Below are 25,668 nucleotides of genomic sequence, written 5' to 3'. Positions count from 1 at the left end.
CCAATACGCAAGTTCAGGTCTCTTTTGATTCTTCGAGTGGGTGATTTGTTCGATTATAATCTTCTTGGGCTGCCGCCTCTAACTCTTCGAACTCTTCAACTGTCTTATTGAATGAATCACTGAAGCTAAACTCTTGTGGTTCTTGATCAATTGGCATGGACGTCTCCCTGATGTAATCATAGTATATCACATCAAACAACATATTGTAGCTATTTATTGATATTATACTAACGGGAGTGACCATTGAATCCGATTGTAAGAGACCCTGAATTAGTCATTGGTATTGTTGGACGGATGGGAGTTGATACGGGAACTGTGTTTAGTTGGCTGGAAAGCGAGCTGCACAGCCTCCACTATACAGCCCATCGGATTAAGTTGACCGACTTCATAAAAAACGGGAATTTCGGCTTCGAGCTGAAAGATACCCCAATTGAAGAACGATATGTCAGCTACATCGAAGCCTGCAATAAAGTACGCGAAGAGACAGGCCTAGATGAAATTTTTGCGTCATACGCCGTGGAGCGAATTAGAGCAATACGACGCGCTACTAATCCAGACGAAAAGCAAATTCCAATTCGGCGAACCGCTTATGTGATAGATCAAATAAAGAGGCCTGAAGAAGCTGCCAAATTAAAGCAAATCTATGGACAGCAGTTCATCCTTGTTTCGTGTCACATGCCAAGGGATAGTTTAAAGTCAACCTTCTCTCGAAAAATAGCTGAAGGCCATGCTGACAGTCCCAAAGCATACGCATGGGAAGGGGAAGCAGGGAAACTTATTGAACAGGATGAGAAGGAAACAAGTGTTGCGCACGGCCAACGTGTTAGTGATGTTTTTCCGCTTGCTGATTTAATTATCGACGTTTCGGATCAAAAATCTGGCCCTGCTCTTCTTCAACGCTTTTTCCAAGCCCTTTTTGGGAACTTTTCGATTTCACCAACGCAAAATGAATTTTACCAAAATATTGCATTCCAAGTCGCCCTTACTTCTTGTGACACAGCAAGACAAGTCGGTGCGGCTATTTCACGAGATGCCGACATTCTGACAACAGGATTTAATGAGGCGCCAAAATCAGGCGGTGGAACTTATTGGTCCGATGAGGGTGTCGATGGTCGTGACGTTGCCCTTGGAAAAGATCAAAATACTATCCGCAAGCGTCAAATGGTACTTGATATTATTAAACGGCTTGCTGAAGCAGGAGAGCTAAAACGAAATGATATTGATGACGTTCGGCTTGCTGAAGAATTCCTTGACGACAAAAATGCGGCGTTGCGGAAATCCCAAATTATGGACACTCTCGAGTACGGAAGAGCTGTACACGCAGAAATGGCTGCGATTTCAACTGCTGCAAGGCTAGGTATCGCATTAAATAACTCGACACTTCATTGCACAACTTTTCCGTGCCACAATTGCTCAAAACACATCGTCGCCGCGGGAATTTCCGAGGTATTTTATGTCGAGCCCTACGCCAAGAGTTACACTGATGACCTTTACCCTGATTCAATCACCATTGATCAATCTGATGGTAGCTGCGGAAAGGTTCACTTCAAACAATTCATCGGCATAACACCTATCCGCTACAAGTACCTATTTGCGAAAGACGGTCTCAAAGATAGTAAAGGAAAAGTGCATGAATGGACGGCAAGAGATGCACAACCGATACTTGAAAAACTCGATCAAGGGCACACCAATCGGGAAGTAATGTTCCAAAAGTGGGTGAAAGAAAATATCGCCGAGAAGGGCAAAAGGTTTTTTAACACTCAACCTTAGAGCGTTACTCTCTTCGGCCTATACACAGCTCCCCATACGCCACCCACCACAGGAGTTCCCACATGCGCCACATCACCCTCGCCGCCACGGCCCTCGCCCTCACCGCCTGCTCCCCGTTCCCCGAGACCACATTGCCGTTTTTCGGTGACGGCTACCGCGCCAAGGGGGACTTGTGCCGCCGGATTGGCGAGGACGACTTCACCAACCAGTTCCTCGACGATTCCGCCGATCTGGTGGGCTGTCCGGCAGACATGGAAAATCTCGGAGTGTTCGTGACGGAAACAGGCGCCAAAGAGGTGGCCCTGATTGACGGCTACCGGCTCTATTCGGTGCCGACACGCTAAAGACGCGGCCCGACAACTTGCCATACACATTGCCGACGGTTTGCCGACACCTTGCAGACGCCCGTTTTCAGGCGGTTTCGTCTTCCAGATGCAGCTTCATTTCGACCAGAACTTTTTGCAGCTCCAAGGTCTCCGACAGCATCCGCTTGGCCTCGGTCACCGTGATCACCCCGTCCGCGATGGACTGATTATACTCACCCATCAGCATCGCAAACCGCTGCGCCAGGGCCACAACATTGGTGTTCACCGAGGTCGCGTTGCCCTTGCGGCCCGTGGCAACTTCGAGCGAGTTGCCGTTGATTTCGGCCAAGGCCTGCGTGACATGCGGGAAGCTGGCCGCCGCCTCCAGCGAGGCCACAGCGTCCAACGGCATATAGCGATCCGCGTGTTCATCCGACTCGGAATAGTACCGCCCCAGCGTCGCTTTGCTGCGGCCCGTCAACCGGCACGCGGCCTCGACGCCCACGTCTTTCACCAAAGCTTCAGTGTGTTTCTTCAGATACCTGTTCATTTTCGTCATAGTTCGTGTCTTCCCTTAGCCGCATGGCTTTATCGGGGAATAGCCCAAAGCCTTTCCCCTGCGCAATTGTTTTCCCCCGCGGTAACTCTGAGATGTCCCTAGGGTATGGGGACACACGGGGGGTGTGTTGTGCTGAACACGACCTCTTAGGTGAGGGGCGTCGATGTATGCGCTGCCGGGTAATCAGCGCGTGCTTTGATTGCTTTCCCTAGCACGCCCCTCACCCCCTTGATCCTTACATACGGTTTTGCTACGGGACGTTATGGCAAAGCTCTATTTCCACTATTCCACAATGAACGCGGGTAAGTCGACGCTTCTATTGCAGGCAGCGCATAACTATCAGGAAATGGGGATGCAGACCTATCTGCTGACCGCCGATTTCGACCACCGCGCCGGCACCGGAAAAATCGGCTCGCGGATCGGTCTGGCCCGGGAGGCGGATATATACGGCAAGCAGGACGACCTGTTCGCGATGATCTCGGACCGTTTGGACCAAGGCAAGGTCGCTTGCGTCATGGTCGACGAAGCCCAGTGGTTGTCGAAAGAGCAGGTCTGGCAGCTGGCGCGCGCGGTCGACGACCTGAAGGTGCCGGTCATGTGCTACGGGTTGCGCGTGGATTTCCGCGGCGAGCTGTTTCCCGGCTCCGCCACCCTGCTGGCCTTGGCTGATGAAATGCGCGAGGTCCGCACCATCTGCCATTGCGGCAAGAAGGCCACCATGGTGATCCGCAGGGGGCCTGACGGGAAAGCCCTGGTGGACGGCGATCAGGTGCAAGTGGGCGGCAACGAGACCTATGTCTCGCTTTGCCGTAAGCACTTCCGAGAGGCCATCGGGGAGCGCGCGTGAAGCAACTTGCGCTCTGGGTCATGCTGCTGGGCATAGGTGGTTTCGCGGGCTATATGACACGCGGCTTTCAAGAGATATTTGGGGATCTCAACACCGCTGGCGTGATCGAATGGCAGGACTCGCGCATGGACTTCGTCCAAGACGTAGCCGCATCAGCCTGCGCGACCACGTCGGATTTGCGCGAAGCGGCGAGCGCGCGTGGGTGGGAGGTCGGACCGCTTTTCGACCCAGGCATGGATCCCTTTGACCGGGCTGCCGAGGTGTTGTGGGTGGATGTGAGGCCGGGATTGCCTTTCTCCAAATGGGACCGCGACCCGTTCGGATTTGACGCCGATGGCTGTCTGCTGAACTAAACAGGGTTCGGCAAATCCTTGCCCGCCGCGAAGGCCAGCAGATTATCCAGCGCCATCATCCCCATGCCCGTGCGCACCTCCAGCGTGTTGGTGCCGAGATGGGGTAGTAGGACGACGTTTTCCATAGCGAGCAACTCGTCAGGCACCTTGGGCTCGTTTTCATAGACGTCCAGACCCGCACCACCGAGAGCACCTGCTTGCAACGCGGTGATCAAGGCTGCCTCATTCACCACATCGCCACGGGATATGTTTACGAAAATCGCGTGGGGCTGCATTGCCTCGAAAACGGATTTGCCGATCAAGTGCCGCGTCGCGGGCCCGCCCGGTGTGGCGGCAACCACCACGTCAGCAACCTGCGCGACAGCCTCCATGCTGTCCAACTGCTCCGCGCCATCCACGTCCTTGCGCGACCGGTTGGCGTATACAATCTTGCAGCCGAACCCGTTGCGGCAACGGTTCGCAATCGCCTGCCCAATCCGGCCCATGCCGATGATGCCGACGGTCTTTCCAGTCAGGTGAAGCCCCAGCATTTGCGTGGGCTGCCAGCCGGTCCATTTGCCAGAGCGCACCATCCGCTCCCCCTCGCCCGCGCGGCGCGCGGTCATCAGGACCAGCGTCATGGCGATGTCAGCGGTTGCATCGGTAACGGCGCCCGGCGTGTTGGTTACTTCGACGCCCTGCACCTTTGCTGCGTCCACGTCGATATGGTTGAATCCAACGCCAAAATTGGCCAACAGCTTGGTGCGCGGCGTCGCGGCAGAGATCGCGGCGGCGGTGAATTGATCACCCAATGTGGGCAGGATCAGGTCGTAGGTTTCAAGCGCCTCGGTTACCTCTGCTTCGGTCATCGGGTCGGATGTCTCGCGCAAGGTCACGTCGAACTCGGCGCGGGCCCTGTCCATAACGGCATCCGGCAACAAGCGTGAAATCAGGAGATTCATCAGTAAAGCCTTCCGCCAATCGGCACATCTTTGTCAGGGGTCAGGAGCACAACTTCGTCGTCTTCATCGGGCACGCCGAGCACCAATATTTCGGACATGAACTTGCCGATCTGGCGCGGGGGAAAGTTGACGACTGCCATGACCTTTTTGCCGCGCAAATCCTCCACGCAGTAATGCTTGGTGATCTGGGCAGAACTCTTCCGCTCTCCGAGTTCAGGCCCGAAATCCACCCAGAGCTTGAACGCAGGCTTGCGCGCTTCAGGGTAAGGTTCAGCCTTGGTGATGACACCCACGCGGATGTCGACCTTCATGAAGTCGTCGAATGAAATCTCTGCCACTGCTTACTTCCCCAACTCGCGCCCGCGCTCGGTCGCGGCCTTCACGGCATCGCCCAGCAGTTTGGGGAAGCCCTTTTCCTCGTCCATCAACACGTTCAAAGCCGCCGCTGTGGTGCCGTTGGGGCTGGTGACATTGACCCGTAGCTGTGCGGGGCTTTCCTCGGCGGCTTCCGCCAATGCGCCTGCACCGGCCACAGTTGCCTTGGCCAGTTGCATCGCCAGTTCGGGTGCCAACCCTTGCGCCTCGCCTGCTGCGGCCATGGTTTCAATCAAGTGGAACACATAAGCGGGGCCGGAGCCGGAGACGCCAGTCACCGCATCAATCTGGGCTTCGGTTTCCAGCCGCACAACCTGCCCTACGGCCTTCAACAACCCTTCAGCTAAATCCAAATCTGCCGCAGTTGCGTGAGTGTTGCCAATGATCGCGGTGATACCCCGACCGACCGCGGCAGGCGTGTTCGGCATGGAGCGCACGATGGGTGTCTGCCCCCCGAGCGCTTCCTCGAAACGCGCAATCGACGTGCCGGCGGCAATAGACAGAAACAGTGTGGTTCCGTTGCCCAGTGCCGCCATGCTTGGCAGTGCGTCGCCCATCATCTGTGGCTTTACCGCCAGCAGGGCGATGGCTGGATCGTCGGGCAGGTCTTCGTTGATATGAACGCCTTGCGCCTTCACCCAATCCGACGGGTTCGGGTCCAGCACGTAGACGGCACCTGCGTCTATGCCACCTTTCAGCCAGCCCTCCAGTAAGGCCGAGCCCATTTTTCCGCAGCCCAGCAATACCAGCCCGCGCGTGTTGATCTCGGTAAAATCCATGAAGCCCCCGTCTGTCGTCAGGGGCAAATGTTAGGCGCGCCCGTAGGCTTCCGCAATGGCAACATTCATCGCATCTTGCGGGGTCCGGTCGCCCCAGCACACCAGCTGGAAGGCGGGATAGAACCGCTCCGACGCCATCACGGCCGCCGACAGCATCTTGTCAACTTGGTCTGCACCCGCGTCACGCCCGCCCGACAGGATCAATCCGTAGCGGTAAACCATCAGCCGCTGCGCTTGCCAGTATGTGAACGCACCCGTCCAACAGGTATCGTTCGCCCGGTTCAGCACATCATAAAGGGCGGGCAGCTTGTCTTCTGGCGGCTCCATCTCGAAGGTTGAAACCAGCCGCAAGGTCTCGTCATGGTGAGACCATGCCAGTGTTATCGAGTAAGTGCGCCATTGCCCCTCAATCGCCATCGCGATTTGATCTTCCGCGATGCGGTCAAATTCCCATTCATGGTGGGCCGCAAGGGTTTCCACCAAATCAATCGGGTGCAGATCCTCGGTTTCGAGGTAGTGATCTAAGCTGGACATGCTCGGTCCCCTATCCAGATCGCGCATTGAGACTTGCCTGTGCCCCAATAGGCTGCGTTCCATACTACAGGTCGCTTGTTGTCCACGACCCTTGCCTAGATGTTGTGATGTATAAGACTCTCTGTAAAGACTTTATTTAGCCTTACCCACAACAGATTGTGGGTCCTGTGGGTCAATGCCACTATTTTGGAAGTTGTCCACAGACCGAGCAAGCGGGGTCGGATTTGAGGGTAATCAGCCGTGTTTCGGAGTAGAGCGCATCATAGATCAGCATCTTGCCGATCAGTGTCGCACCCGAGCCCGTCACGTGCTTTATCGTCTCGACGGCCATCATCGAGCCGACGACTCCCGGCAACGCGCCAACGACCCCAGCCTCCGAACAGGACGGGGCCAAGCCTGCGGCCGCTTCATTGGGGAAAACACACGCATAGCACGGGCCATTACTGGCGGGGTGAAACAGGCTAAGCTGTCCCTCCCACTGCGTAATTGCACCGGAAATCAAGGGCTTGCCCAGTTCCACCGCAATGCGGTTCACCAGATAGCGCGTTGCCGCGTTGTCGGTCCCGTCCAAAATCACATCGTAGTCGGCAAACAGTTCGGCAGCCATGTCCGCCTCAAGACGGCGATGATAGGGCCGGATGGTGACAAAGGGGTTTTGCGCCTGCAACGCCTCTTGGGCCGAGAACACCTTGGGCATCCCGATCCGCGCATCTGTATGGATCACCTGACGTTGCAAGTTGGAGCTGTCGACAACGTCGTCATCAATCACGCCAATGGTCCCGATGCCCGCCGCTGCGAGGTACTGCAAAGCCGGAGCCCCCAAGCCACCGGCACCAACGACAAGCACTCGCGCGGTCTTCATCTTCTTTTGCCCGGGTCCGCCAATTTCACGCAAAACGATGTGGCGGGCGTAGCGGTTCAGCTCCGCCTCGGAGAATTTGTCAGGCGCAACCGGCGAGGCTTCTGTCTCGGACGCATCGCGTCTCAAACGCTGCAAGATCGCCCGATATCCCACAACAATGGCAGCCACCCCTGCGAAAATAGCCCAGTTCGCAAGCGATCCGGTGGCATCCTTGATCGGGTTTCCAACCGGCAAAGTAAGCTGAAAAAACAGCACAAGCGCGAAAAGAACCACCAGAGCCGCGATCTGCGTTCGGCTGCTCAGGCCTAAAACACGGCCCGCCAGCAAGATCACCGCCGCTATGACAAGGATCAATAACAACTCAGCTGCGCCCTGTTGACCCGAAGCCGCCTGCGCCGCGCGCGGTATCGGACAGTCCTTGCGCCAATTCGAAACGGGCCTGCACCACCGGTGCGATAACCATCTGGGCGATCCGGTCACCATGCGCGATGGTGAATGGATCGGCTCCAAGGTTGATCAGGATCACCCCCAAAGGCCCGCGATAATCGCTGTCGATCGTTCCCGGTGAATTGGGCAGGCTAACCCCGTGTTTGAGCGCCAGTCCGGATCGCGGTCGGATTTGCATTTCGAACCCGTCAGGGATTTCAACGCGCAGTCCCGTCGGAATCAAAGCGCGTGCCATCGGCGCCAATACCAATCCGGTCGCACGATCTGCTTCACCCAAATTGGCCCGCAAGTCCGCGCCAGCTGCACCTTCGGTTGCATAAGTTGGCAGTCCCAAAGCAGGGTCCGCGTCCTGCGTCCATGAAAAATGTAGAACCGGTGTCACGCCAATGCCCCAGCGATTCTTTTAGCAAGCTTGGCGGCGACCTGATCCTTCGACAGTCGCGGCCAGACCTCCGTGCCTTGGTCAGAGATAACAGACACCGCGTTTTCGCTCCCGCCCATAATTCCGGTCTCGGGGCTCACGTCATTGGCCACGATCCAGTCACAGCCTTTACGTTTGCGCTTGGCGGTTGCGTTGGCTTCGACATCGTCAGTTTCCGCCGCAAACCCGACCACCAGTTTAGGACGACCCTTTTTCAACTGCGACACGCCCGCCAGAATGTCGGGGTTCTCAGCAAACTCCAAAGCAGGCGCTTTGCCCGAACCGTCTTTCTTCATTTTGGAGCCGGAGGCATTTTCGACCCGCCAGTCGGCCACAGCAGCAGCAAACACCGCCGCGTCAGCGGGCAGAGCCGCATCCACCGCGTCTTTCATCTCGCGTGCGGTTTGAACCTTGACGACCTTCACGCCGGAAGGCGGCGATACGTCAGCGGGGCCGGTAATAAACGTCACATCCGCACCAAGGGCTGCCAAGCTGCGCGCGATCGCTGTTCCTTGCGCACCTGAAGAACGGTTTGCGATATAGCGGACCGGATCAATCGGCTCATGGGTCGGGCCAGACGTCACAAGCACATGCTTGCCCTTCAAGGGGCCATCCGCCAGTGCCGCCTCAACCGCATCGACGATTGCCAATGGCTCGGACATGCGGCCCGGGCCATGCTCGCCGCACGCCATATCGCCCACGTCAGGGCCAACGGTCAGGATGCCATCACCTTGTAACGTGGCCAAGTTGCGTTGCGTGGCAGGGTGTTCCCACATGCGCACATTCATCGCAGGTGCAATCAAAACGCGTTTGTCAGTCGCCATGAGGAGAGTTGAGGCCAGATCATTCGCCAGTCCAGCCGTCATTTTAGCCATCAGGTCAGCAGTTGCAGGTGCAACGACAACCAAATTGGCGGCGCGGGACAGCTCGATATGGCCCATCTCGGCCTCGTCAGTCAGGTCGAAAAGATCACGGTACACTTTCTGTCCTGCCAAGGCCGACGTGCTGAGCGGGGTCACGAACTCCTCTGACGCTTTGGTGAGCACAGGCGTCACGGTCGCGCCACGTTCGCGCAGACGACGGATCAGGTCCAAAGACTTGAAAGCGGCTATTCCGCCACCAACGATGAGAAGTATCCGTTTGCCTGCAAGCATGTTGCACCCCGCTTTCTTCGCCACAAGTGTTAGGACAGCGCGGCGCAGGGGGCAATCAGTTGCTTGAGCGGGAACCGCGTGAAGTCAGACTTACGCGTCTCAATGCATCAAGAAATTCCGCACTTCGGCACCTTGAGATTCCAGTGATTTGCGCATTTTGGCGAAGGCTGCGGCTTCCAGTTGACGCACACGTTCCTTGGACAAGCCCAATTCGTCGCCCAAACTTTCCAGCGTTCTTGGGCGATCCAGAAGCTTCCGTTCGCGCACAATAAACTGCTCACGCTCGTTCAACGCGGTCATGGCGTCCACAAGCCATCCCCGCAAAGTGTCGTTGTCATGGGACTGCTCCACGGTTTCAGCGGCTTGCGGGCTATCATCCTCAAGCGCGTCGATCCATTCCCGCCCCTCGTCCTCGGTCGATTGCGTCGCGTTCAGTGAGAAGTCAGAGCCAGCCATCCGGCCCTCCATCATTTCCACGTCGTGCAGCGGAACGCCCACTTCGGTCGAGATCATCTGCCGGAGCTGGTGCCGATCCAGAGGTTCTCCGCGCGCGGAAGCCTCGCGTTCCAGCCGCGCCTGAACGCGGCGCAGATTGAAGAACAGTGATTTCTGGGACGACGTAGACCCCGTCCGCACCATCGACCAGTTGCGCATGACATGGTCTTGGATGGACGCCTTGATCCACCAAACTGCGTAGGTCGAAAAGCGCACGCCGCGGTCAGGATCAAACTTGTCGGCTGCTTTCATCAGCCCAAGCCCCGCCTCTTGGATTAGATCATTCATCGGAGCACCATAACGGCGAAATTTCGAAGCCATGGAGATCGCAAGCCGCATGTAGGCGGTGATCAAGCGGTGCAGGGCCGCCTCGTCGCGGTCATCGCGCCACGCGTAGGCAAGTCGAAGCTCTGTCTCGGCGTCTAAAAGTTCCGCTTTCATTGCGGTCCGCGACAGCACGTTGTCGGATGGTCTTGCATCTAGTGCCATAAGTCTCACCCCCATTTGTCAGTTTTGGCTTGGCTCTGGTCTGGCCTTTTGTGATGAATACGCGGCACAAGCGCATACGGATCAAAACGAGTTGGAGGAATTAAGATGGCCGGACTACCCTCCCTGACGATGATGCTTGGTGGTGCCGCATCCGGGAAATCAGCTTTTGCGGAGCGGGCGATCGTTCAAACCTGTTCAGACAAGGCGAAGATCTACATCGCGACGGCCCAGGCATTCGACGACGAAATGCGGGCCAAAATATCGGATCACAGACAAGCACGTGCCGCCGATGGGTGGACCACCGTCGAGGAACCTCTGCTCGTGACCGCAGCGCTGGAACACGCGTCAAAGGATCAGATGATCCTACTGGATTGCGCCACACTTTGGCTAACCAACCAACTGCTGGCTGGGGCCGATTTGCACGCCGAATCTGAGAAACTGATACGTGCGCTCGCAACCTGTCCTGCGCATGTCATTGTGGTCACTAACGAGGTCGGCCAAGGCATTGTGCCGGAACACGCCATGTCACGTCAGTTTCGTGAGGCGCAAGGCAAGCTTAATCAGGGCATCGCCCGTGAGGCACAGCTTGTCGTGCAAGTCATCGCGGGCCTTCCCTCGGTGTTGAAAGGCGCACTGCCCGAGGGAGTGTCGTGAAAACCACCCGTCTTTGGTGGGTTCGCCACGGCCCAACACATGAAAAGGCCTTTACCGGCTGGCGGGACGTTGCCGCCGATTTGTCTGATACAGACAAGATTGTCCGCTTGCATACCTACCTGCCTAGAAACGCAGCGTTGGTGTCTTCCGATTTGATCCGCGCCCGCTCAACCGCCGATGTGATCGGGCTTGGCCGTACGCGCCTGCCGCATGATCCCGACTTAAGGGAGCTTGATTTCGGCGTCTGGGACGGTCTCCACTTCTCGAAGGTCGCAGATATGCACCCCGAACTGTCCCGCGCCTACTGGGAAACGCCGGGCGACGTGAAGCCACCGGAGGGCGAAAGCTGGAACGATCTGCACGCGCGCTTAACCCCTAAAGTAGAGGCCCTTCACGACAGCGAGCATGTTGATGTCGTGATCGTGGCTCACATGGGGGTCATTATGTCCCAGATCGAACGCGCGCTCGGTGTTACGCCCTACGCTGCGATGTCGCACCAGATTGAGCCGCTCTCGGTGACCCGCATTGACATCGGCCCAGATGGGTGGCGTGCAGATGTGATCAATCATCAGCCGTGATGGTCGTGCCCCACAATTCTTTATTTCCGTTGCGGCACGACCTCAGGCTAACCTGCTGAACATGACTTATGATCTTCTTATCGGCGACCGCTCTTATTCCAGCTGGTCGCTCCGGGGTTGGCTTTTGTTCGCGAAGTTCAACGTCGACGTGACCGTCCATGACACGCGGTTCTATATTCCTCAGTTTCAGGAAGACCTGAAACCCTTCGCCCCTGCCCGCACGGTGCCGGTGATGCGACTTCCCGAAGGCGGTGTAGTGATGGATAGCCTTGGGATGGCCGAAACACTGGCCGAACGGCATCCGGAAAAGGGTTATTGGCCCGAGAACACCGAAGCGCGCGCCTTGGCACGTGGGATGGTTGCCGAAATGCACAGCGGCTACGGCGCTCTGCGTTCTGCCTGTCCGATGAATTTACGGCAAAGCTTCATTGATTTTCCTGTGTCGGAGGAGGTGGCCGCCGACCTTGCCCGCATCGAACAGCTATGGGCAGCCGCCCGCAACCTTGCGACCGATGGGCCTTGGTTGTTCGGACAATACTCGATTGCCGACGCTTTCTTCGCACCGGTCGCTGCGCGCATGGCGGGGTATGGATTGCCAATCGGTGAGGCCTCGAAACCTTACGTCGTTGAGACAATTTCCGACCCGGTCTTTTTGGAATGGCGCAGGCGCGGTCTTCAAGATGACCCACAGTCCAATTACGACCTGCCCTACGCGGCGGGAAAATGGCCCGGTCCTGACTGAGGTAAACCTCGCGTTAACCAAACACCCGACACTGTGCGCCCGAGGGTTTAGCACCGAGGGTTAATTGGTTACGCGCACATACACAGTCGCCTTTGAGGGCATTGAAGCCCGGTTGGTCGAGGTGCAATGCGCCGTGACCGCCGGACTTCCGTCGTTTTCAATCGTGGGCCTCGCAGACAAAGCTGTGAGCGAGGCCCGTGACAGGGTCCGCGCAGCCCTCACTGCGATGTCCATTGCCATGCCGTCCAAGCGCGTGACGGTAAATTTGTCCCCTGCCGACATGCCGAAAGAAGGATCGCATTTCGACCTGCCAATCGCGCTTGCCCTGCTCGCCGCACTGGACATCCTTCCCGCTGAAGACGTGCAGAACACGGTCGCCTTGGGCGAGTTGTCGCTGGATGGGTCTTTGGTCCCTGTCATCGGAACCCTGCCCGCAGCACTTACCGCGGCAGAACAGGAGTGTAGCCTGCTATGCCCCGAGCAATGCGGCGCGGAGGCCGCGTGGGTTGATGCGGCCCGTGTGTTCGGGGCTGCGTCACTGTTGGAGGTGGTGCAGCACTATACCGGTCAAAAACCCCTTGCCGTTGCCACTCCCGGTGAGGTCACCCGTCCCAAGCACAGCAAGGACCTGCGGGACGTGAAGGGGCAGGAACGCGCCAAACGGGCGTTGGAAATCGCCGCTGCAGGTCGCCATCATCTTTTACTGGTTGGCACTCCGGGCTCGGGCAAATCCATGTTGGCGGCACGCCTGCCGGGAATACTGCCACCCCTATCACCCGAAGAGGCGTTGGAAACGTCGATGATCCACTCTCTCGCGGGGCTGCTGGAGGACGGTGGCATATCGCGTGAACGCCCGTTCAGAACCCCGCATCACACAGCCTCCATGGCCGCAATCGTCGGCGGTGGGCGCGGCGCGAAACCCGGGGAAATCTCGTTGGCGCATAACGGTGTGCTGTTCATGGACGAGTTTCCCGAGTACCCCCGCGCAGTGCTGGAAACCCTGCGCCAACCCATCGAGACCGGAGATGTCGTCGTCGCCCGTGCAAATGCCCATGTGCGCTATCCTTGCAAGTTCATGCTGGTCGCCGCCGCAAACCCATGCAAATGCGGCTACATGACCGACGCGGCACAGGCATGTTCCCGCGCGCCGCTATGTGGTGAGGACTATTTGGGCCGCATATCAGGGCCGTTGATGGACCGGTTTGATCTGCGGCTGGACGTCCCGCCCGTGGCTTTCACGGATTTGGACCTGCCTGCATCTGGGGATACCTCCGCTCAGGTCGCTGCCCGCGTGGACGCCGCGAGAGAGGTGCAGCGCGCACGCTTCGAAACCTATCCGGGTGTCAGAGTAAATGCCGATGCGGAAGGCGAGCTATTGAAGGAAATCGCGACACCCGACGCAGAAGGCGCTGCACTACTCACGCGTGCTGCCGAACATTACCGGCTGTCGGCCCGCAGCTACCATCGCGTGCTGCGCGTAGCGCGCACAATCGCAGATTTGGAGGCGAGCGCAGACGTTGCTTCACGCCATATCGCGGAAGCTGTCAGCTATCGCGTCGCATCCTGATCAAGCGTGTTTCGCCTCGATCACTTCCCAAATCTTCGCGGTGATATTCACATCGTCAAACCGCTCCAGTTCCTGAATGCCGGTAGGCGAAGTCACGTTGATTTCAGTCAGCCAGCCCCCGATCACGTCAATGCCCACGAAGACCTGACCGTGGTTTTTCAGATCTGCCCCGATCCGCGTGCAAATCTCGCGATCCCGCTCTGTCAGGCCAACTTTTTCAGGACGTCCGCCGACATGCATGTTCGAGCGTGTCTCGCCCTTGGCAGGCACGCGGTTGATCGCGCCCACAGGCTCGCCATCCACCAGAATGATCCGCTTGTCGCCCTTGGCCACATCGGGAAGGAACTTCTGCATGATCAACGGCTCCCGGTTGATCCCCGCAAACAGTTCGTGCAGCGAGTTCAGGTTGCGATCATCCGGTGTCAGGCGGAACACGCCAGCGCCGCCATTTCCATAAAGTGGTTTGAGGATAACATCACCATGACGCTCCTTGAATGCCTTCAACGTCGTCAAGTCGCGGGCAATTGCAGTCGGAGGCGTCAGGTCGGGATAATCCAGAACCTTCAGTTTTTCCGGCCAGTTTCGCACCCAAGTCGGATCATTCACCACCAGCGTGCCGGGATGGATACGGTCCAGAATATGCGTCGTGGTAATGTAGCCCATATCGAATGGCGGGTCTTGGCGCAGCCAGACCACGTCCCAATCCGCAAGATTGATCCGTTGTTTTTCACCAAGCTCGAAATGGTCACCTTTGACGCGGCGCACCGTCAATGGCCAGCCGACCGCATAGACCTCGCCCTCCTCATAGGACAGGGCATCAGGCGTGTAATAAAACAGCTCATGCCCACGCGCTTGCGCTTCCTCGGCGATGCGGAAACTGGAATCCCCGTCGATATCAATGTTATCGATCGGATCCATTTGAATGGCGACCTTCAGGCCCATGCGCTGTCCTTCCATGATTTAGGGCCGCTAAAAGCCCGCATCCGTTAAATGCGGCAGGCAGGTCAGGCTTTCAATCCATTATCTTCGAACACCCATCGGCATTCTTGCGCACATTCAGGTAACCAGAGCATTTTCGATGATCTCGACGCGGCCAGTCCCGTCGACCAACGCGACATCGAAGCGCATATCGGTATCTTGTCCTGCGGGCTCATGGGCGACGAACTCGCTCGCCGCTTGAAACAGTCGCGTTTTCTGCCCGACCAGCAGTCTTTCGGCAGCGCGCGAATGGGTGCGGCTTTGTTTGACTTCGATGAAAACAACCTTGCCACTCCGGCGCATCACAAGGTCGATCTCCCCACCGCGCCCACGAAACCTGTGTGCGGCGAATTTGTATCCGCGTTTCATATAATCACGCGCAACGCTCCGCTCGGCCTCAATCCCTGCGTGGTATCCCATTTGGCCACGCGCGGATCGCGACATCGCTATTTTCCTTCTTTTTCCAATCTAAGCGCGGCTTGGTAAACCTGCCTGCGCGGCTGGCCGGTTGTCGTCACGACCTGCGCCACTGCGTCTTTCAAAGATCCCGCCGCCATCGCTTCTTTCAGCAAGATGTCAGTGTCCTTTTCATCGAACGAGCTGACCTCGCCACGGGCGACCAAAACAACCACTTCACCTTTTAGCGTCACACCATCCAGTTCATCCACCAATGCCGCCAAGGTGCCACGACGGACTTCTTCGAACTTTTTGGTCAACTCACGTGCCACAACCGCATCACGCATCTCGCCGTATACTTCGACCAAATCCGCTAACATTTTATGAACCCGCTTCGGACTTTCATAAAAAACAAGCGTTCCAGGCACTTCTGCCAGTGACTTTAGAAAGCTCTGCCGTTGGCCTTTCGAGGTGGGTGCAAATCCGGCAAAAAAGAAGGCGTCGGTCGCAAGGCCGCTGACTGATAGCGCCGCCAAAACGGCGGACGGCCCCGGCGCGGCAGTGACCAAGTACCCTTCTGCGGTAACGGCGCGGCCCAATTGATAACCGGGATCAGCAACAAGCGGCGTGCCTGCCTCCGAGGCATAGGCAACCGACTTTCCGTCCGCCAGTGCCCTGAGCAGTTTGGGTCGTGCAGAAGCGCCATTATGGTCGTGATAGGCCACCATCGGTCGACCATCCAAAGCGATTCCATGAATATCCATCAATCGACGCAAAGTTCGGGTGTCTTCGGCGGCCAAAACATCCGCCGAGGCCAAAATGTCGAGCGCGCGCAGTGTGATGTCACGTGCAGTGCCAATCGGAGTGGCTATGAAATACAGGCCCGAGGCCAGATTTACGCGATTTGCAGCCGTCATGAGCCCTACCCTTCGTCTTCACGTTTACTTGACACTCCATACCTCGTATTCAGTTTGCCACAAGTGTGGCTGTGCCGGCGGCCATTTGGTGGGGACTTATGGAGTGATTAACATGTTCAACCTTTTGGGAAGCGCCCGCAAGGGCGCGCGCGCCGTTTTGGCGGTTGTCGCAGCAGCTGCATTGTCAGCCTGTGACGTCGACTTAAGCCAAGTTGGCGGTGGCGCAAGCGGAGCGAAATCCGACGGCAGTGCCGTCAACGTAGCGCTTCTGGTGCCATACGGCTCCGCGACACCGGGTGATGACGGACTGGCTCGCGCTTTGGAAAACGCCGCCCGTATGGCTGCTGCCGATCTGGGCGCAGGCAAGGTAAACGTCACCGTCTATAAGACCGCCGGACAAGCAGGCACTGCGGCTTCGGTCGCGTCTCAGGCCGTTGCTGCGGGTGCCGACATCATCCTCGGGCCACTACGGTCTGACGCCGCAAACGCCGCTGCGGTTGCCGTGGCTGGGTCCAAAGTCAATGTCATTTCATTCTCCAACAACACCTCTATCGCCGGTGGCAACCTCTTCGTTTTGGGCAACACCTTCGACAGCATCGCGTCCCGCCTGATGGGTTACGCCAGTTCGCAAGGGCGCAGTCGAGTGGTTGTGGTCTATCCGCGCACTCCTGTTGGTCAAATTGCGCGATCCGCCATCGTGAAAGCCACAGCTGGCACAAATGTTCAGATTGTCGGCGACGGCTCTTTCGAGTTCAGCGAGCAAGGCATCGTCTCAGCCGTTCCAACGATTGCCAATACCATCAAAGAATCCGGGGCGACTGCTATCATGCTGACATCCGACAGCACGGGGGCTTTACCCTTGTTGGCTCAACTGCTGCCCGAAAAGGGCATCAGCCCCTCTGTGACTAAATATATCGGGCTGACCCGTTGGGACGTACCTCCGCAGACGCTGTCTTTGCCCGGCGTTCAGGATGGCTGGTTCGCCCTTCCAGATCCGGCTCCTGTCGCTCAGTTTAACAGCCGCTACCGCAGCACTTACGGCGATTCCGCGCATCCACTGGCCGGCTTGGCTTATGACGGCATCGCGGCGGTTGGCGCCCTCGCCGCCAAAAAGCTTGCGATGACCAAGGGAAACCTGACGCAATCCTCTGGCTTCAAGGGCGTGAACGGGGTATTCCGGTTCAAGGCCGACGGCACGAACCAACGTGCGATGGCGGTTGCCCAAGTGACGAACAATCAGGTCCAGATTATTGATCCCGCACCAAAATCCTTCGGCTTCGGCGGCTTTTAAGCCCCACCAATCCGAGAAAGCACCTAGTGCGCCGGGCGAGCTTATCTGCCCGGCGCAAGAGATTCTGGACCCTGACGTCCTACATGCACGCCTTGATACGGCACTGTCTGATTGCACCGACGCCAAGGAGATGCGCGCAGCGACAGTCGAGGCGCTATCAGACGCCCAGACTGCGGGCCGCGACGTTATCGCAGAGGCGTTTCGACAGAACCCGATGGCCGCGCGACGACAATGTAGGTCTTACAGCCACCTCACCGACGGGCTGGTTCGGGCCACCTTCTACGTCGCCACAAAATACCTGCATCCGATCTCGAACCCTACTGAATCCGAACGGTTGGCCGTGCTGGCCGTAGGCGGATATGGACGCGGGGAAATGGCACCGTTTTCTGATGTCGACCTGCTGTTTCTGACACCTTACAAAGTCACTCCTTGGGCCGAGAGCGTGATCGAGTCGATGCTCTACATCCTTTGGGATTTGAAGCTGAAAGTGGGCCACGCCTCTCGCACCGTTAAAGATTGCCTGCGGTTGGGCCGCGAGGATTTCACCATCCGGACCGCTTTGCTGGAACACCGGCTCGTCGACGGCTACGCGCCGTTGGCCAAGGAACTGGACGCTCAACTTTGGAGCAAGCTTTTCAACAACACGGGCGGAGAGTTCGTGGAAGCGAAGCTGGAAGAACGCGAAGAGCGGCTGAAAAAACACGGCGGACAGCGCTATATTGTCGAGCCGAATGTCAAAGAAGGCAAAGGTGGCCTGCGCGACCTGCAGTCACTTTACTGGATCGCCAAATACGTCAATCGCGTGAAAACCGTAGACGAGTTGGTGAAGCGCAAGGTTTTCACGCAAGACGAGCTGGACAACTTCCGTCAGGCTGATCGCTTTCTATGGGCCACGCGGTCTCACATGCATCTGATCGCAAATCGCGCCAACGAGCAGTTGACCTTTGATGTGCAAGTCGAGGTCGCCCAACGCATGGGCTACAAGGATCAGGGCGGGCGCCGCGCTGTCGAGCATTTCATGCAGGATTATTTCCGCCACGCCACGCGGGTCGGAGAATTGACGCGCATTCTGCTGACCGACCTGGAAGCCCGCCACGTCAAGCAAGAACCCGCGATCATCGGCTTCCTGCGCAACGCCCGCCGCAAGCGGTTGAAGCCGGACTACAAGCTTCGTCAAAACCGCATCACCGTCGCCAACAAGCGCAACTTCCTGAAAGACCCGCGTAACCTGCTGCGTGTTTTTGAAGAGGCTTTGCGCACCGGTTACCTCATCCATCCGGACCTGATGCGCCTGATTGCAGCCAATCTGGACATGATACGCGGGCTGGAGGGCGACAAGGACGCATCGCGCATTTTCCTCGACACATTGCTCAAGCACGGCAATCCGGAGCGCGCGCTCCGACGCATGAACGAGCTCGGGGTCTTGGGCGCGTTCATTCCTGATTTCCAAACCATCGTCGCAATGATGCAGTTCAATATGTATCATTCCTACACGGTAGACGAACATACGATCCAGACGATCTCCCACCTTGCGCAAATCGAACGTGAAGAGTTGATCGAAGAACTGCCGGTTGCTTCCGGCATTCTAAAACGGGGCCTTAACCGCAAGGTTATTTACGTCGCACTACTGCTGCACGACATCGGCAAAGGACGCGAAGAAGACCATTCTGTCCTTGGCGCTAAAATGGCCCGCTACATCGCGCCACGGCTTGGCCTGAACAAAGAGGAATGCGAAACGGTCGAGTGGCTGGTCAGGTATCATCTGCTCATGTCCGATCTGGCACAAAAGCGCGACATTGCCGACCCGAGAACCGTGCGCGACTTTGCCAAGGCTGTGAAGACCGTCAAGCGGTTGGACCTGCTTTGCGTGTTAACCGTCTGTGACATTCGCGGCGTGGGCCCCGATGTTTGGAACAACTGGAAGGCCTCGCTGATCCGCGCGTTATACCGCCAAACCAAACGCGGCTTGGAAGACGGCATGGAGGCGCTCAACCGCGAGGAGCGCGGCTCCGAGGCGAAAAAGAACCTGCGCGCGGCGCTACCCGATTGGGACAAGAAAGACCTCGCGCGCGAAATTGCACGGCATTACCCGCCCTACTGGCAAGGCCTGCATGTCACCGCGCATGAGGATTTCGCCAAGCTTCTGCGTGACATTCCGACAGATGAAGTCCGGATCGAGCTGACGCCGGACGAGGATCGTGATGCGACGCGTGCGTGCTTTGCCATGGCCGACCATCCGGGTATTTTTGCGCGTATGTGTGGTGCACTGGCCTTGGTTGGTGCGAACGTCGTCGACGCGCGGACCTACACCAGCAAAGACGGCTTTGCGACGGCTGCGTTCTGGATTCAAGATGGTGACGGGCACCCCTACGACTTGGCGCGCTTGCCCCGCATGAAGTCGATGATCCTCAAGACCCTGATGGGTGAGGTCTTGGCCCGCGAAGCCCTTGCGCCCCGCGACAAGATCAAGAAGCGGCACCGGCCTTTCGTGGTCCCGACATCGGTGACCTTTGATAACGAGGGCTCCGAGATTTACACGATCATCGAAGTGGATACCCGCGACCGTCCCGGCCTTCTGTATGACCTCAGCCGCACGCTGTCCGAAGCGAACATCCAGATCTCGTCAGCCGTCATCGCGACCTTCGGCGCGCAGGTCGTCGACACCTTCTATGTCAAGGACATGTTCGGGCTGAAGTTCCATTCCAAGTCCAAGCAAGCCACGATTGAACGCAAACTACGCGAAGCTATCACCCGCGGCTCCGAGCGGGCGCGCGAATGAGCCAGCCAAACCGACTGTTACGCGGCTTCGCGACCGTTGGCATGTGGACATTGCTGTCTCGCATCCTCGGTTTTGTGCGCGACGTCCTGATCGCGGGTTTTCTGGGCGCAGGACCGGTGGCAGAGGCGTTTCTGATCGCCTTTTCCCTGCCCAACATGTTCCGCCGCTTCTTCGCGGAAGGGGCGTTCAACATGGCCTTTGTGCCGATGTTCGCCAAAAAGCTGGAATCTGGCGACGACCCCGAAACATTCGCCCGTGACGCCTTCACGGGGCTGGGAACGCTGCTGATTTTCTTCACCCTGATCGCCCAAGTGTTCATGCCCGCCTTGGTGCTGCTCATGGCGTCCGGCTTCGTCGCCGACGAGCGGTTCGAGTTGGCCACGCTCTTTGGCCGCATCGCTTTCCCCTACATCTTGTTCATCTCCCTCGCAGCGCTGCTCTCAGGCGTCCTCAACGCCACAGGCCGCTTCGTGGCAGCGGCCGCAGCGCCGGTCTTGCTTAACGTCCTGTTCATCCTGTCGCTGACGCTGGCGTGGGCGCTCGGTGCCGACATAGGCCTTGCGCTCGCATGGACCGTACCGCTTGCAGGCATCGCGCAACTGGCGTTGGTCTGGGTCGCAGCCTCCCGCGCCGGGTTCCGCCTGATCCCCCGCCGCCCGCGTCTGACGCCGGAACTCAAACGCCTCGCCATCATCGCCGCGCCCGCCGCGTTGGCTGGCGGGGTGGTGCAGGTCAACCTGCTGGTGGGTCGCAACGTGGCCAGCTGGACCGAAGGCGCAATCGCGTGGGTCAACTACGCTGACCGCCTGTACCAACTGCCCTTGGGCGTCGTCGCCATCGCTATCGGCGTGGTGCTGTTGCCCGAGTTGTCCCGCCGCTTGCAGGCAGACGACGTGGCAGGCGGGCAAGACGCGCTGAGCCGCGCGGGCGAAGTCGCGTTGGCGCTGACCGTGCCTTGTGCCGTGGCACTCATGGTCATTCCGTCGCCGATGATCTCGGTCCTGTTCGAGCGGGGCCGCTTCACCGCCGAAGACACCGCCGCCACCGCGCTGGCCGTCGCCATCTACGGCATGGGGCTACCCGCCTTCGTGCTGCAAAAGATCTTCCAGCCGCTGTATTTCGCCCGTGAAGACACCAAGCGCCCGTTCTATTTCGCCGTGGCATCTATGGTCATCAACGTGGTCGTCGCCGTTGGCCTGTGGGCGTGGCTCGACTACCTCGCCGCGGCCCTTGCGACTTCGCTGGCAGGATGGGGCATGGCGTGGCTGCTCTGGCGCTATTCCCGCGATTTTGGGCAAGCCGCAACCTTTGACGCCCGCTTCCGCACCCGCGCGCCGCGCATCATCGCAGCCTCCGTGCTGATGGGCGTATTCCTTTATGGCGGCAACCTCGTGCTGCACCCGGTCTTCGAGGCGGGCGCGTGGCGCTATCTGGCACTGGCGATCTTGCTAGTGTCGGGCGGCGTCTTCTACGCCTTCGCCGGTCGTCTTCTTGGCGCGTTCACACCAACCGACCTGAAGCGCAGCCTCAAACGCTAGCGCTTGCGCAGCTTCGCCAGCACGCGCGCCCAGCCGCCGGGGCTGACCACGAAGGACAGCAAGAAACCCGCGACGAAGCCCGCCACATCTGCAATCCAGTCATAGCCACCGCCGAACAGCAGGCCGAATACCAACTGGAACAGCATCAGGAACCCGATCAGCGAAAACGCCCGCATCGAGTTTGCGCCGACAGCGGCAAGATTGACCCACAGCAGAAACGTAAAGGCCCCGATCAGCCCGTATGCTCCGGGATACGCGCCAAACAACGGCTGCGGCGTGTTGGTCACCAACGCATAAACCAGCGCCGCAACGACCGAGCTGACCATAAAGACCGCAATGAACGACACGGCCGAGAAGACTTCGCCCACCGCTTTGCCGATCGCCAATATGATGACGACCGCGAAGGCCGCATGGGTGAAGTTTCCGTGGATAAACGGGTAGGTCACAAACCGCTGCATGTGCTCGATTGGAAAGTAGGTCTTCTCCAGCATCTGATCCCAGATCAGGCCGGAGAACGCGTAGTCCTCTAACGCCGCCAGCCGCCACCCGACGGCTTGCGACCCGCCAACAAGACCACTCGCGCCCGCTTGGATGATTATCTCGATCCCTGCCAAAATGACCGCCAAGGCGATCACTACCGGTGGCAAGGCATTAAACGGGGAAGCGTCTGCGTTTTCGTTATACATGGGACCTGCTCTGGTTGACCTCTTGTTGGCCCATGGGTAAGCGACAAGGACCCATAAATCCAGACGGAGATACAGACCATGGCAAACACCGCCTTCCAACCGCGCGTGTTCTCGGGCATCCAGCCATCCGGCGGCCTGACCCTTGGCAACTACCTCGGGGCGCTCAAGCGCTTTGCAGACATGCAGAACGAGGGAAATTTCGAGACGATCTACTGCATGGTGGATCTGCACGCGATCACCGTCTGGCAAGACCCCGAAACCCTGAAACGCAACACGCGTGAGCTGTGCGCGGGCTTCATCGCCTCGGGTGTAGACCCCGAAAAGTCGATCCTGTTCAACCAAAGCCAAGTGCCCGAACACGCGCAACTGGCGTGGATTTTCAACACCGTCGCCCGCATGGGCTGGTTGAACCGCATGACGCAATTCAAGGACAAGGCTGGCAAGAACCGCGAAAACGCCTCCGTAGGCCTGTTTGCCTACCCGTCGCTGATGGCCGCTGACATCCTGATCTACCACGCGACGCATGTGCCGGTGGGCGACGACCAGAAACAGCATCTGGAACTGACCCGCGACATCGCCGCCAAGTTCAACCACGACTACGGTGTGGACTTCTTCCCGATTACCGAGCCAGTGATCGAAGGGGCCGCCACCCGCGTGATGTCCTTGCGTGACGGGTCCAAGAAGATGTCGAAATCGGACCCGTCCGACATGAGCCGGATCAATATGACCGACGACGCCGATGCCATCGCCGGCAAGCTACGCAAGGCCCGCACCGACCCTGACGCGCTACCGTCCGAAGTCAAAGGGTTGGACGACCGCCCCGAAGCGCGGAACTTGATCAACATCTACGCCGCCTTCGCCGACATGACGCCCGAACAGGTTCTGGCCGACGTCGGCGGCAAGCAGTTCTCCGAGTTCAAGCCGATGCTGGCGGAATTAGCGGTATCCAAGCTGTCGCCGATTTCTTCAGAGATGTCTCGGTTGATGCAGGACCAAGACGAGATCGACAAAATCCTGCGCCGCGGTGCCGAGCGCGCCCGCGAGATCACGGAGCCGATCCTCGCCAAGACCTACGACATCGTCGGGATGGTGCGGTAGCGGTCCCGCAAAAAAAGGTCTGGACGGCTGACCTAACCCGTCCTAGCCTGCCATAGCTTACTGGGAGGACGATCATGGCAACCGGCATCAACATCCGCACCTATTTCAACGGCACGTGGCACGCAGGCGACGTGCCTGTGATGCGGGCGGCGGATCACGCCATGTGGTTGGGCACTTCTGTTTTCGACGGCGCGCGGTATTTCGAGGGTGTTTCGCCTGACCTCTTTGCCCATTGCGAGCGCGTCAACCGCTCCGCCAAGGCGCTGATGATCACGCCGACCCATACCGCAGAGCAGATGGTCGAGATCGTGCAAGAAGGCCTCGCGGCCTACCCCAAGACAGCTGCCGTCTACATTCGCCCGATGTATTGGGCCATAGCGGGCGACGAGCTGGGCATCGTCCCCAAACCCGACGAAACCGGCTTCGCGATCTGCCTTGAGGAAATCCCGATGGCCCCGCAAGGCGCGGCAACGACGCTGACCACCACCCAGTTCTGCCGCCCGACCCTGTCGTCGAGCGTGGTCAACGCCAAGGCTGGTTGCCTCTACCCGAACAACGCCCGCATGCTATCCGAGGCCCGCGCCAAGGGCTTCGGCAACGCGCTGGTGGCTGACGCATTGGGCAATGTGGCCGAGACTGCTACCGCCAACGTCTTCATGGTGCGCGACGGCGAGATCTTCACCCCCGTTCCCAACGGCACCTTCCTCGCAGGCATCACCCGCGCGCGGCACATATCGAACCTCGCCAAGGACGGCACCAAGGTGCATGAAACCGTCCTGAACTTTCAGGACTTCCGCGAAGCCGACGAAGTCTTTCTGTCCGGCAACATGATGAAAGTCACGCCGGTCAAGGAATTCGACGGCACGCATTATCAGTCCGGCCCTGTCACCAAGAAAGTCCGTGAGATGTATTGGGACTGGGCACTGTCCGAATGACGCTAAAGCATGTGTTGCGCGACGCCAGCGCTTGCAGCATGATCTGCACCGTGGAGGGCTTTGGCCATGCGTAAGTTTCTTGTTGTGCTCGATGACAGCCGCGAATGCCTGAACGCCATGCGTTTTGCGGCGATGCGCGCCGCACGCACGGGCGGCGGTGTCGAAATTCTGGCTGTGATTCCGCCGGACGAGTTCAACCACTGGGTTGGCGTCGGAGAGATCATGCGCCAAGAGGCGCGCGACCGCATCGTTGCCCATTTCGAGGTCTTCGCAAAATGGATGCGTGACAAGCAAGGGGTCGACCCGGAACTGGTTATTCGCGAAGGCGAGGCAGTTCCGGAAATTCTAGCGCAAGTAAAAGAAGACCCCGATGTTGGCGTGCTGGTGCTGGGCGCAGGTACCGGAAACAAAGGCCCCGGCCCCTTGGTAACAGAGCTTACGCGGCGGTCAGGCACGCTGCCTATACCGGTGACCATTGTGCCCGGAGAAATGACCAAAGAGCAGCTGGAAGCGGTCAGCTAATGGCAGGCTCGTCCAGTTTAGAATAATTCCAATCTATTGACTTCGCCCCCGCAGAGTCTCATATCTGTAGTCTACATCAAAGAGGCCCAGCCATGTTCATCCAGACCGAATCCACACCCAATCCCGCCACGCTGAAATTCCTTCCTGGCCAGACCGTGTTGGAAGCAGGTACGGCAGACTTCCCGTCTGCGGACACCGCCGGAAAATCCCCACTCGCCAGCCGAATTTTCGCGGTCGAGGGTGTCACCGGCGTGTTCCTCGGCAACGATTTTGTGACCGTGACCAAGTCCGACGCGACGGAATGGGACCACGTCAAACCCGCCATTCTAGGCGCGGTGATGGAGCATTTCCAATCCGGCCAGCCTGCCCTTGAAGGCGACAGCAACGCCTCCGGCGGCCATGCGGAACATACCGGTGAAGACGGCGCGATTGTGGACCAGATCAAAGAGCTGCTAGACACTCGTGTGCGTCCTGCCGTGGCGCAAGATGGTGGTGACATCACGTTTCACGGGTTCGAGCGCGGCGTTGTCTACCTGCATATGCAAGGCGCCTGCGCCGGTTGCCCTTCGTCTACACTGACGCTGAAAATGGGCATCGAGAACCTGCTGCGCCACTACATCCCCGAAGTGGTTGAGGTTCGTCCCGTCGCGGCCTAA

The 25,668-nt window shown here is 58.5% G+C and carries 29 protein-coding genes; 15 read left to right on the top strand and 14 right to left on the bottom strand.

Features of this window, described 5'->3' with window-relative positions; genetic code table 11:
• Positions 1–13: 13 nt before the first annotated feature.
• Positions 14–157, bottom strand: a complete 144-nt coding sequence (locus tag BDE40_RS18135) for a hypothetical protein (RefSeq protein WP_162848003.1) — start codon at positions 155–157, stop codon at positions 14–16.
• Positions 158–243: 86 nt separating this feature from the next.
• On the opposite strand from BDE40_RS18135, the gene BDE40_RS00610 reads away from it, so the two are divergent.
• Positions 244–1,770: an anti-phage dCTP deaminase gene (locus BDE40_RS00610; RefSeq protein ID WP_134011865.1), complete on the top strand. Its 1,527-nt coding sequence runs from the start codon at positions 244–246 to the stop codon at positions 1,768–1,770.
• Between the two features lie 62 nt (positions 1,771–1,832).
• Positions 1,833–2,114 (top strand): hypothetical protein, encoded by a 282-nt coding sequence (locus tag BDE40_RS00605; RefSeq protein ID WP_134011863.1) that lies wholly within the window; start codon positions 1,833–1,835, stop codon positions 2,112–2,114.
• Positions 2,115–2,181: 67 nt separating this feature from the next.
• Here the strand turns inward: BDE40_RS00605 and BDE40_RS00600 are convergent, their stop codons facing one another.
• On the bottom strand, positions 2,182–2,634 hold the full coding sequence (locus tag BDE40_RS00600) for a hypothetical protein (RefSeq protein ID WP_134011861.1): 453 nt from the start codon (positions 2,632–2,634) through the stop codon (positions 2,182–2,184).
• A gap of 262 nt (positions 2,635–2,896) precedes the next feature.
• On the opposite strand from BDE40_RS00600, the gene BDE40_RS00595 reads away from it, so the two are divergent.
• Positions 2,897–3,481, top strand: coding sequence for a thymidine kinase (locus BDE40_RS00595; protein WP_134011859.1), 585 nt, complete (start codon positions 2,897–2,899; stop codon positions 3,479–3,481).
• Positions 3,478–3,834 (top strand): hypothetical protein, encoded by a 357-nt coding sequence (locus BDE40_RS00590; RefSeq protein WP_134011857.1) that lies wholly within the window; start codon positions 3,478–3,480, stop codon positions 3,832–3,834. Before BDE40_RS00595 ends, BDE40_RS00590 begins: the two co-directional genes overlap by 4 nt.
• On the opposite strand, the gene BDE40_RS00585 is transcribed toward BDE40_RS00590, so the two are convergent.
• The 8 genes from BDE40_RS00585 to BDE40_RS00550 form a co-directional block, all read right to left on the bottom strand.
• Positions 3,831–4,775, bottom strand: a complete 945-nt coding sequence (locus tag BDE40_RS00585) for a 2-hydroxyacid dehydrogenase (RefSeq protein WP_134011855.1) — start codon at positions 4,773–4,775, stop codon at positions 3,831–3,833. The two genes, BDE40_RS00590 and BDE40_RS00585, sit on opposite strands and share 4 nt — an antisense overlap.
• Positions 4,775–5,113 carry a tRNA-binding protein gene (locus BDE40_RS00580; RefSeq protein WP_134011853.1) on the bottom strand — a complete coding sequence of 113 codons (339 nt, stop codon included), beginning with the start codon at positions 5,111–5,113 and terminating at the stop codon, positions 4,775–4,777. Before BDE40_RS00580 ends, BDE40_RS00585 begins: the two co-directional genes overlap by 1 nt.
• Before the next feature lie 3 nt (positions 5,114–5,116).
• Positions 5,117–5,929, bottom strand: coding sequence for a pyrroline-5-carboxylate reductase (gene proC / locus BDE40_RS00575; protein ID WP_134013726.1), 813 nt, complete (start codon positions 5,927–5,929; stop codon positions 5,117–5,119).
• 30 nt (positions 5,930–5,959) lie between these two features.
• Positions 5,960–6,463: a type III secretion system chaperone family protein gene (locus BDE40_RS00570; protein WP_073143229.1), complete on the bottom strand. Its 504-nt coding sequence runs from the start codon at positions 6,461–6,463 to the stop codon at positions 5,960–5,962.
• Between the two features lie 181 nt (positions 6,464–6,644).
• On the bottom strand, positions 6,645–7,685 hold the full coding sequence (locus BDE40_RS00565; protein ID WP_134011851.1) for a HesA/MoeB/ThiF family protein: 1,041 nt from the start codon (positions 7,683–7,685) through the stop codon (positions 6,645–6,647).
• A gap of 1 nt (position 7,686) precedes the next feature.
• The gene (gene dut, locus BDE40_RS00560; RefSeq protein ID WP_134011849.1) at positions 7,687–8,154 is read right to left on the bottom strand and encodes a dUTP diphosphatase; all 468 of its coding nucleotides are present in this window, start codon (positions 8,152–8,154) and stop codon (positions 7,687–7,689) included.
• A complete protein-coding gene (coaBC, locus tag BDE40_RS00555; protein ID WP_134011847.1) occupies positions 8,151–9,347 on the bottom strand; it encodes a bifunctional phosphopantothenoylcysteine decarboxylase/phosphopantothenate--cysteine ligase CoaBC in 1,197 nt (398 codons plus the stop codon). The genes dut and coaBC overlap by 4 nt, the downstream gene beginning before the upstream one ends.
• Positions 9,348–9,446: 99 nt before the next feature.
• Positions 9,447–10,331, bottom strand: a complete 885-nt coding sequence (locus tag BDE40_RS00550) for an RNA polymerase factor sigma-32 (RefSeq protein ID WP_134011845.1) — start codon at positions 10,329–10,331, stop codon at positions 9,447–9,449.
• Positions 10,332–10,436: 105 nt separating this feature from the next.
• Between BDE40_RS00550 and cobU the strand changes: the two genes are divergently transcribed.
• The 4 genes from cobU to BDE40_RS00530 all read left to right on the top strand — a co-directional run bounded on the left by cobU (position 10,437) and on the right by BDE40_RS00530 (position 13,872).
• A complete protein-coding gene (gene cobU, locus BDE40_RS00545) occupies positions 10,437–10,985 on the top strand; it encodes a bifunctional adenosylcobinamide kinase/adenosylcobinamide-phosphate guanylyltransferase (protein WP_134011843.1) in 549 nt (182 codons plus the stop codon).
• Positions 10,982–11,563: a histidine phosphatase family protein gene (locus tag BDE40_RS00540; protein ID WP_134011841.1), complete on the top strand. Its 582-nt coding sequence runs from the start codon at positions 10,982–10,984 to the stop codon at positions 11,561–11,563. The genes cobU and BDE40_RS00540 overlap by 4 nt, the downstream gene beginning before the upstream one ends.
• A gap of 61 nt (positions 11,564–11,624) precedes the next feature.
• Complete coding sequence (locus BDE40_RS00535) at positions 11,625–12,305, top strand: glutathione S-transferase (protein WP_134011839.1); 681 nt, start codon at positions 11,625–11,627, stop codon at positions 12,303–12,305.
• Between the two features lie 64 nt (positions 12,306–12,369).
• Positions 12,370–13,872 carry a YifB family Mg chelatase-like AAA ATPase gene (locus BDE40_RS00530; RefSeq protein WP_134011837.1) on the top strand — a complete coding sequence of 501 codons (1,503 nt, stop codon included), beginning with the start codon at positions 12,370–12,372 and terminating at the stop codon, positions 13,870–13,872.
• Here the strand turns inward: BDE40_RS00530 and gshB are convergent, their stop codons facing one another.
• The 3 genes from gshB to rsmI form a co-directional block, all read right to left on the bottom strand.
• On the bottom strand, positions 13,873–14,814 hold the full coding sequence (gene gshB / locus BDE40_RS00525; RefSeq protein WP_134013725.1) for a glutathione synthase: 942 nt from the start codon (positions 14,812–14,814) through the stop codon (positions 13,873–13,875). It abuts the gene before it with no gap.
• A gap of 114 nt (positions 14,815–14,928) precedes the next feature.
• Positions 14,929–15,294, bottom strand: a complete 366-nt coding sequence (locus tag BDE40_RS00520; RefSeq protein ID WP_134011835.1) for a YraN family protein — start codon at positions 15,292–15,294, stop codon at positions 14,929–14,931.
• Positions 15,295–15,296: 2 nt separating this feature from the next.
• Positions 15,297–16,163 (bottom strand): 16S rRNA (cytidine(1402)-2'-O)-methyltransferase, encoded by an 867-nt coding sequence (rsmI, locus tag BDE40_RS00515; protein ID WP_134011833.1) that lies wholly within the window; start codon positions 16,161–16,163, stop codon positions 15,297–15,299.
• A 112-nt stretch (positions 16,164–16,275) separates the two neighbouring features.
• Between rsmI and BDE40_RS00510 the strand changes: the two genes are divergently transcribed.
• From BDE40_RS00510 to murJ, 3 genes are read left to right on the top strand one after another with little or no spacing between them, the layout of a single operon-like run.
• Positions 16,276–17,454, top strand: coding sequence for a penicillin-binding protein activator (locus tag BDE40_RS00510; protein WP_134011830.1), 1,179 nt, complete (start codon positions 16,276–16,278; stop codon positions 17,452–17,454).
• Positions 17,414–20,233, top strand: coding sequence for a [protein-PII] uridylyltransferase (locus tag BDE40_RS00505; protein ID WP_281275413.1), 2,820 nt, complete (start codon positions 17,414–17,416; stop codon positions 20,231–20,233). The genes BDE40_RS00510 and BDE40_RS00505 overlap by 41 nt, the downstream gene beginning before the upstream one ends.
• Entirely contained in the window at positions 20,230–21,771 is a 1,542-nt protein-coding gene (gene murJ, locus BDE40_RS00500; protein ID WP_134011828.1) for a murein biosynthesis integral membrane protein MurJ, read from the top strand. The genes BDE40_RS00505 and murJ overlap by 4 nt, the downstream gene beginning before the upstream one ends.
• On the opposite strand, the gene BDE40_RS00495 is transcribed toward murJ, so the two are convergent.
• Entirely contained in the window at positions 21,768–22,457 is a 690-nt protein-coding gene (locus BDE40_RS00495) for a rhomboid family intramembrane serine protease (RefSeq protein WP_134011826.1), read from the bottom strand. The genes murJ and BDE40_RS00495 overlap by 4 nt on opposite strands.
• Positions 22,458–22,535: 78 nt before the next feature.
• On the opposite strand from BDE40_RS00495, the gene trpS reads away from it, so the two are divergent.
• From trpS to BDE40_RS00475, 4 genes are all read left to right on the top strand, one after another.
• Complete coding sequence (trpS, locus tag BDE40_RS00490) at positions 22,536–23,555, top strand: tryptophan--tRNA ligase (RefSeq protein WP_134011824.1); 1,020 nt, start codon at positions 22,536–22,538, stop codon at positions 23,553–23,555.
• A gap of 74 nt (positions 23,556–23,629) precedes the next feature.
• Positions 23,630–24,490: a branched-chain amino acid aminotransferase gene (locus BDE40_RS00485; RefSeq protein WP_134011822.1), complete on the top strand. Its 861-nt coding sequence runs from the start codon at positions 23,630–23,632 to the stop codon at positions 24,488–24,490.
• A 66-nt stretch (positions 24,491–24,556) separates the two neighbouring features.
• Positions 24,557–25,012 (top strand): universal stress protein, encoded by a 456-nt coding sequence (locus BDE40_RS00480; protein WP_134011820.1) that lies wholly within the window; start codon positions 24,557–24,559, stop codon positions 25,010–25,012.
• A gap of 92 nt (positions 25,013–25,104) precedes the next feature.
• Positions 25,105–25,668: a NifU family protein gene (locus BDE40_RS00475; RefSeq protein ID WP_134011818.1), complete on the top strand. Its 564-nt coding sequence runs from the start codon at positions 25,105–25,107 to the stop codon at positions 25,666–25,668.

Origin of the sequence: Litoreibacter halocynthiae, from assembly GCF_004365635.1 — a bacterium.
Classification (GTDB): domain Bacteria; phylum Pseudomonadota; class Alphaproteobacteria; order Rhodobacterales; family Rhodobacteraceae; genus Litoreibacter; species Litoreibacter halocynthiae.
This window is presented reverse-complemented; position numbering and strand designations above follow the sequence as displayed.